Consider the following 6,959-nt stretch of genomic DNA (forward strand, 5'->3'; position numbering starts at 1 on the left):
TCGTCCGCCTCAACGGAGCTCGAGGGCCGCTAAACGAACCGCTTCCCGTAATCTTCGAGGGCTCTATTTATTGAAGGTCCGCCCCGTAGAGAAGCAAGATACTATGTACGACGTTGACTGATCAATCAGTCAACTACAAGTCTAGTCACACGTCCCCACCTCAAGGTTCGCCGGTTCGCGGCGTCGCAAATCCCTTACCGTCAGGAGAGCTATGACCGAGCCGGATCAAGGACGCGGCTGGCTGGCCCGGAAAGTGCTTCCCGGCGGTAAGGAGCCGGATCCGCGTTTTACGCTGGCCAATGAGCGCACCTTTCTGGCCTGGGTCCGCACGTCCCTGGCGTTCATGGCAGGCGGGCTGGCACTTGAAGCGTTCGCGATCGAGGCCTTCCCCGAGACGTCGCGCAAAGTGCTGTCCATACTCCTCGTGGCTGTCGGGACGCTGATCAGTGCCGGCGCCTCGGTGCGCTGGGTCTCCATCGAGTCGAGCATGCGGCAAGAAAAGCCCCTTCCCCTGCCCGCCATCATCCCCCTCCTTGTCTTAGGCGGGGCAGCTGCGGCCGCAATTGTCATCACCCTGATTGCGCTCAACTGATGTCGGGACCGTCGGTTGCTCCCACTCGTCAGGACCCCGGCCTGCAGCCCGAGCGCACCGTGCTCTCCTGGGGCCGGACCGCGGTTGCCCTCTTGACCGCCGCGCTGCTTTTCCTGCGCTGGCTCCCGCATTACGGTCCCTGGATTCTCTTTCTCATAGGCATCGCGGGCACCCTCGCGGTAAGCATCTATGCAACACAGCGCGGACGCTATTCCGCGCGCGTGACAGGCATCGCTGCGGAATGCTTTCACTCGGACGTGGCCGCAATCTTCTGGACCAGCGGTTCGGTCCTGATGATGGGGATCCTGGGCTTTATCCTTTTGCTCACGGGCTAACATCCCTGCGGCAGTTCGGAACTCCGCAGGCTACACAAGACTGTCACGGCCGCTTCTAAGCCCTGAGATCAAGGGCACAAGTGGCCAGGTAAGTTGCGGGTGTGCGGCCTGGCAAACAAAAAGGAGGACCGCCACTGAACTGGTCCCCGATTGTTGGACTGGCCAAATAAGATCCTAAGCCGCGAGGGCCTGGGCACGGTATTGCACCGGGCTCAGGCCCTCGAGCTTTGTCGAGATACGTTCGGTGTTGTACCAGCGGATGTACTCGTTTAGCGCTGCTTCCAGTGCGTCGGTGCTGAGGAACCGGACGTGGTGGAAGAGCTCTTCTTTGAGGTGGCCGAAGAAGTTCTCCATCACTGCGTTGTCGTAGCAATTGCCCTTGCGGGACATCGACTGGACCGCGCCGGCGCCCTCGAGGAGGGCCTGCCACGAGATGTGCTGGTATTGGAAGCCTTGGTCAGAATGCACCAGAGGTTGCTGGCCGGGCTGGAGGCAGGTGAGGGCCTGGCATAGCGAAGTGTTGGTGAGGGCGAGGTTGGGGGACGTGCTGATTGAATGGGCGATGATCTGCCGGTCGAAGAGATCCATGACCGGTGAGAGGTAGAGTTTCCGGTCGCCGACGCTGAATTCGGTCACGTCCGTCACCCACTTTTGATTCGGGGCGGTGGCGTCGAACTTCCGGTTCAGCAGGTTCGGAGCAACTTTGCCTTGTTCTCCTTGATAGGAGTTGTAGCGCTTCTTGCGCCGGACCTTGCAGGTCAGCCCGAGTGCCCGCATCAGCTTCAGCACGGTCTTCTTCGCGAGCTCCCAGCCTTGCTTAAGTAGTTCGGTGTGGATTCGCCGGTGCCCGTAACGGGCGTGGTTGGTTGTGAAGATCCGTGTGATCGCGGTCTTTAGTGCCTCTTGCGGGTCAGGGGCTTGGAAGCGGGCCTGGTGGTAGAAGAACGTCGAGCGGGCAACGCTAGCGATGTCCAAGAGTACGTCGAGGCGGTGTTCGGCCTTGAGGGCGATGACGGCGCGGACCTTTACCGCCGTTCCTCGTCCCTCAAGGCCTGCACTTTTCCCAGGAACGCGACTTCTGCCCGCAGGCGCTCGTTCTCGCGGCGCAGTCGCTGCAGCTCCGACTCTGGCTGCGCCGGGGCCTCGGGATTTGTCCTTGGACGGCCCTTCGGCTTCGGGCGCAGGCCGTCTTCGCCCTCTGTCCGGTACTGGCGCGCCCACTTCTCGATCAGTTCTGGTGACGACAGCTGGAGCTCTCTCGCCAGGGCGGCTTTGCTCTCTCCAGCTTGAAACCTACGCACAGCATCGAGTTTGAACTGGAACGAGAACAACCGCTTGGTCGGCTTGATCACTAGCGTCGTACCTCCGCGAACTCGCCACCGGTCGTATAACCGGCGGATCGCTCTCGCGGGCGCCCCGAGCCTCGTTGCCACGGACTTAGCGCCCCAACCGGTATCAAACAACGCTACCGCGGCCTTGCGTTGTTCCTCGGACAATGAACTGCGCTCATGCATAAAACTGCTCCCCGTAAGTCAGAACTGATTTCTCAGTCCAACTTTCGGGGAGCAGTTCACGATGGCAGACGCCCCTCTTCTGATTTCACCCCGGCTGAGCCGGCCTGGGTTTGCTAGGGCTTCTTGGGAGGCAGGGCCAGCTTGAAGATCTTCGCCCACGTGGAGCCGACCTGCTTCAGCAGCGGGCCCGTGGTGTACGGCCTGAGCCGGCCTGGGTTTGCTAGGGCTTCTTGGGAGGCAGGGCCAGCTTGAAGATCTTCGCCCACGTGGAGCCGACCTGCTTCAGCAGCGGGCCCGTGGTGTACGGCAGTCCGTAGCGCTTGCAGATCTCCTGCACCTTCGGCTGCACTTCCGCATAGCGGTTCGAGGGCAGGTCCGGGAACAGGTGGTGCTCAATCTGGTGCGAGAGGTTGCCGGTCATGAGGTGCATGAACTTGGAGCCGGAGATGTTGGCCGAGCCAATCATCTGCCGCACATACCAGTCACCGCGGGTCTCGCCCTCCACCATTTCCTCGGTGAAGGTGTCAGTGCCTTCGGGGAAGTGGCCGCAGAAGATCACTGCGTGCGCCCACACGTTGCGGACGGCGTTGGCGGTCAGCGTGCCGTAGAGGGCCTGCTTGCCGGAACCGGTCAGCATGGCGACGGCGGGAGTGGCGGCGTAGTCCTTGGTGAACTGCGTCAGCGCCTTGCGGCCGAGGGCCTTCAGGTCCTTGGTCAGGGCTTCCTTGGACTTCCGGCCCTCTTTGTAGTCCACCAGTTCGAGGTCGTAGATCGCGATGCCCCACTCGAAGACCGGTGCCAGCAGCGCGTTGTACAGCGGGTTGCCCAGGTTGAAGGGAGTCCATTTCTGGTCTGGATCCATCCGCAGCAGGTTGTATCCGATGTCGTTGTCCTTGCCGACCACATTTGTCCAGCGGTGGTGGAGATCGTTGTGGGTGTGCTGCCAGGAGCGCGCGGGGGTGACGAAGTCCCATTCCCATGTGGTGGAGTGGATGTCCGGGTCCCGCATCCAGTCCCACTGTCCGTGCAGGATGTTGTGCCCCAGTTCCATGTTTTCCAGGATCTTGGCGAAGCTCAGCAGCGCGGTGCCGGCGAACCAGGCGGGCTTCTTCTTGCTGACAAGGAGCAGGGCACGGCCGGAGAGCTCCAGGCCGCGCTGGATCTTGATCATGCGGCGGATGTAGGCGGCATCGGCGGACCCGCGCTTGGCGAGGATGTCATCCTTGATGGCGTCGAGTTCGCGCCCCAGCTCCGCCACCTGCTCGTCGGAGAGGTGGGCGGCCGCGGGCGGACGCAGCAGCGGGCTGCCGGTCTCGGCGAGGGCGCCGGGCCGCGTCTTCGCGACCGTGACGACCTTCGCTGTGTCGGCTGAACCGCTGGTGGCGGGGGTGTCGGCGTCGGAAAGGTCCGGTTTGTTGGAAACAATCGTCATGCGGTGATACTCCTCAGAGGTCGAGGTTAACGGGGCCGGCGGCTGCCGACACGCACGTCTGGATTAGTTGGCCGGGCTCGCCGTGCACTTCGTTGGTGCGCAGGTCACGGACGTGGCCGGCCCGCAGCGGGATGAGGCAGCTGTGGCAGATACCCATCCGGCAGCCGCTGGGCATGAGGATGCCGGCGTCCTCGCCGACATCGAGCAGCGGGGTGTCGCCATCGGCCTCGACTTCACGGTCGGAGGCCTCGAAGGTGACCAGGCCGCCGTCGTGCCCGGCGCCGCCGGCGAGGCTGGTGCTGAAGCGTTCGATGGTCAGGGTGCCCGAGCTGGCCGCGGCCTGCTGGGCGTCCTCCGCTTCGGCCTCCCACAGCGCCTCGGCGTCGTTGAGGAACCCTTCCGGACCGCATGCGTAGGCGGCGCGCTGGCGCCAGTCCGGGCAGAGCCGGTCCAGGTCGGCGGCCGAGGTGAAGTCCAGCCGTCCGCTCTCACCGGTGAACCAGTGCGTGACGCGCAGGTTGGGGAACTGGTCGGCGAGCTCGGCGAGTTCTTCACGGAAGATGGTGTCCGCGGCGGTGCGGGCGGTGTGGATCAGGACGACGTCCGAATCCGGGCGGTGCGGAACGAGCGTGCGGATCATCGACATCACCGGGGTGATCCCGCTGCCGGCCGTGAGCATGAGCAGCGGCCGCGGATGCTCGGGAAGGACGAAATCGCCCTGCGGGGGCGCCAGGAACAGGACGTCGCCGGGCTTGGTGCCGCGCACGAGGGCCCCGGACACGGCGCCCATGTCGGTCACGGTGATTGCCGGGTCCTGTCCGGCGGGGGCGCTGAGCGAGTAGGACCGCCAGTGGCGGACACCGTCGAGCTCGACGCCAATACGGGCCCACTGGCCGGCAAGATGTGCTTGCCAGCCGCGGCCGGGACGGAAGAAAATGGTGGCGGAATCGGCCGTTTCTGGAACCACCCTGGTGACCACGCCGCGCAATTGGCGGGCGGAAAACACGGGATTGAACAGCGACAGAATGTCTTCTGGAGCTAGTGGGGTGGTCAGTAGAGATGCGGCGCGCGCCAGCTTACGGAGCCGGATCATTCATCAAGCTTATGTCAGATTGCGCCATACTTCTTCACCCAAGGCATACGATCGACTCGAGAAAACTATCCCGCCGCAACAACTCATCGGACTTTCCATGAACACATCCCCTGCCCGGGAGCCTGCCGGCCCCGCCCCCGCCTACGATCCTCCCTGGCTGGCCCTGCCGCGGGAGGTCAGCGACATGCTGCGGCCGCGGATGCCCGGCATTGTCGAGGCCATCATCGAGGCCGTCCCGCAGCTCGTCCCGGCGTACGCCAGGCCGATCGAGGGGCGCTTTGGCAGGGGGCTGCGCAGGGGCGTGGCCGCGGCGCTGGACCGCTTCCTGCAACTGCCCGGGACCCGGCTGCCGGCGCTGTCCGAGGAAAGCCGGGAGCTGGTGGCCGGGCTGGGCAGCGGCGAGTTCCGGCAGGGGCGGAGCATGGACGCGCTCCTGAGCGCCTACCGGATGGGCGCCCGCGTGACGTTCCGGGAGATGTCCAAAGTCTCAGTGGAACACCATCTGGGCCAGGGCGTCGTGGTGGACCTGGGCGAATCGATCCTCGCGTACATCGATGAGCTGTCGGCGGTCAGCGCCGAGGCCTACGCCTTTGAGCAGTCCGAACGGGCCGGGGCAGTGGACCGGCGGCGCACCGAACTGCTGGACCTGCTCCTGCTCGGCCAGGCCGACGAGGCGGCCCTGCGCCAGACGGCGGCGATGGCGGACTGGTCCCTGCCCCAGCGCATGGCGGTGGTGACGCTGCCGCTGGACCGGGCGGCCGGGCTGCGGCTGCGCCTGGGCCCGGGCACCCTTGTGATTGAGCGCGAGACCGATGTTGTCGCCCTGGTGCCGGCGCGGATGTCGCGCTCCGCCCGGGACGACCTGGACCGTGCCCTGAAGGGGCGCGGCGCTTCCGTGGGACCGGCCGGGGGCTGGGAGAGGGTGCCGGATTCGCTGCGGCTGGCCGTGCTGGCGGCCGCAGCACTGCCTCCGCGGGAGGGACCGGATGATCCCCCGATCTGGGCCGACGAGCACCTGGCGCAGGTGATTCTCGGTGCAGAACCCTCGGCGATCACCGAACTCGCCAACCGCCGGCTCGCGCCGCTGGAAGGGCTCCGGCCCGCACAGCGCGACCGGCTCGCCGAAACCCTGCTCTCCTGGTTGCGCCACTGGGGCCAGCGGGCGCCCGTGGCCGCCGAGCTCGGGATCCACCCGCAGACCGTGGGCTACCGGGCAGCCCAGCTGCGCGAGCTCTTTGGCGACGCCCTCGAGGACCCAACGGCGCGCTTCGAACTCGAACTGGCCCTTCACGCCGGCCGGCGGTAGGCCAGCCCGTCAGGCGGACCGCGGGTTACCCGGCGAGCGCCCGCCGGCTGTGGAGCCGCAACTCCAGGTCGTGCATCACGAGCGCCGCCGGCATAGAACTGCAGGCCGAACTCGCCTGCCACGAGGGGGTTGGCCAGCGTCCGGGGATCGTTGACGGCGTCCCGGACAATCCAGGCATCGCCCTGCAGGACGGCGGAGGCGCACAATCCGGGGTCCCGGCCGATTTCCGTGACATCCGTGCCGTGGTGGGACTTGAACCAGATCCGGTCATGGTCCACAACACTGACAATCGCCACGGGCACCGAGAACATGCGTGCGGCCAGCGCCGCGATCCGGTCAAAGACGCCGTCCGCGGGAGTGTCCAGGATCCGGTACCGCTCGACCGCCTGCATGCGCCCTTCTTCGTCGGTCAACAGCGCGGCCGGGTCCCGGCGGCGGCGTCCTGTGCCGTTGATGACTTCCTGGCGCAGGGCCAGGGACACTTCCCGGGCCGGCGGGCGGGCGGCCGGATCCCTGTCCAGCATGGAGGTCAGCAGGGCCGCCCACATGGGCGCGATGTCTTCAGGGACGTCCGGGTCGTGGAGCAGCCGGGCCAGGGCGGACTGCACCGGCGCGCCGGGATAGGCCATTTTCCCGGTCAGGCCTTCCAGCAGGACCAGCCCCAGCGAATAGACGTCGCTGGCGGGG

At 65.9% G+C, this 6,959-nt stretch carries 7 protein-coding genes and 1 pseudogene; 3 read left to right on the top strand and 5 right to left on the bottom strand.

Annotated features, from left to right (window positions below; all coding sequences use genetic code 11):
* Positions 1-211 precede the first annotated feature (211 nt).
* Entirely contained in the window at positions 212-592 is a 381-nt protein-coding gene (locus tag Y706_RS0112900) for a YidH family protein (protein ID WP_028276902.1), read from the top strand.
* Positions 592-927 carry a DUF202 domain-containing protein gene (locus Y706_RS0112905; protein ID WP_028276903.1) on the top strand — a complete coding sequence of 112 codons (336 nt, stop codon included), beginning with the start codon at positions 592-594 and terminating at the stop codon, positions 925-927. The genes Y706_RS0112900 and Y706_RS0112905 overlap by 1 nt, the downstream gene beginning before the upstream one ends.
* A 174-nt stretch (positions 928-1,101) precedes the next feature.
* Here Y706_RS0112905 and Y706_RS28860 read toward each other — a convergent pair whose 3' ends face one another.
* The 4 genes from Y706_RS28860 to Y706_RS0112925 form a co-directional block, all read right to left on the bottom strand.
* Positions 1,102-1,938: an IS3 family transposase gene (locus Y706_RS28860; RefSeq protein WP_028276904.1), complete on the bottom strand. Its 837-nt coding sequence runs from the start codon at positions 1,936-1,938 to the stop codon at positions 1,102-1,104.
* Between the two features lie 14 nt (positions 1,939-1,952).
* Positions 1,953-2,279, bottom strand: a complete 327-nt coding sequence (locus Y706_RS29785) for a helix-turn-helix domain-containing protein (protein WP_253906788.1) — start codon at positions 2,277-2,279, stop codon at positions 1,953-1,955.
* Positions 2,280-2,661: 382 nt separating this feature from the next.
* The gene (locus Y706_RS0112920; protein ID WP_028276906.1) at positions 2,662-3,873 is read right to left on the bottom strand and encodes a fatty acid desaturase family protein; all 1,212 of its coding nucleotides are present in this window, start codon (positions 3,871-3,873) and stop codon (positions 2,662-2,664) included.
* 13 nt (positions 3,874-3,886) lie between these two features.
* On the bottom strand, positions 3,887-4,966 hold the full coding sequence (locus tag Y706_RS0112925; RefSeq protein ID WP_028276907.1) for a ferredoxin reductase: 1,080 nt from the start codon (positions 4,964-4,966) through the stop codon (positions 3,887-3,889).
* 97 nt (positions 4,967-5,063) lie between these two features.
* On the opposite strand from Y706_RS0112925, the gene Y706_RS0112930 reads away from it, so the two are divergent.
* The gene (locus tag Y706_RS0112930; RefSeq protein ID WP_028276908.1) at positions 5,064-6,272 is read left to right on the top strand and encodes a PucR family transcriptional regulator; all 1,209 of its coding nucleotides are present in this window, start codon (positions 5,064-5,066) and stop codon (positions 6,270-6,272) included.
* Here the strand turns inward: Y706_RS0112930 and Y706_RS30245 are convergent.
* A pseudogene (locus Y706_RS30245) lies at positions 6,254-6,959 on the bottom strand (hypothetical protein); the annotation flags it as partial. The gene Y706_RS0112930 and the pseudogene Y706_RS30245 overlap by 19 nt on opposite strands.

Source organism: Arthrobacter sp. I3 (assembly GCF_000520575.1).
In the GTDB taxonomy this organism is placed as follows: Bacteria; Actinomycetota; Actinomycetes; order Actinomycetales; family Micrococcaceae; genus Arthrobacter; species Arthrobacter humicola_A.

Bases quoted from the DNA above. Each gene is read 5' to 3' on its own strand.
- Y706_RS0112925 (WP_028276907.1), bottom strand. From the start codon at position 4,966: ATGATCCGGCTCCGTAAGCTGGCGCGCGCCGCATCTCTACTGACCACC.
- Y706_RS0112920 (WP_028276906.1), bottom strand. From the start codon at position 3,873: ATGACGATTGTTTCCAACAAACCGGACCTTTCCGACGCCGACACCCCC.
- Y706_RS0112905 (WP_028276903.1), top strand. From the start codon at position 592: ATGTCGGGACCGTCGGTTGCTCCCACTCGTCAGGACCCCGGCCTGCAG.
- Y706_RS0112900 (WP_028276902.1), top strand. From the start codon at position 212: ATGACCGAGCCGGATCAAGGACGCGGCTGGCTGGCCCGGAAAGTGCTT.
- Y706_RS0112930 (WP_028276908.1), top strand. From the start codon at position 5,064: ATGAACACATCCCCTGCCCGGGAGCCTGCCGGCCCCGCCCCCGCCTAC.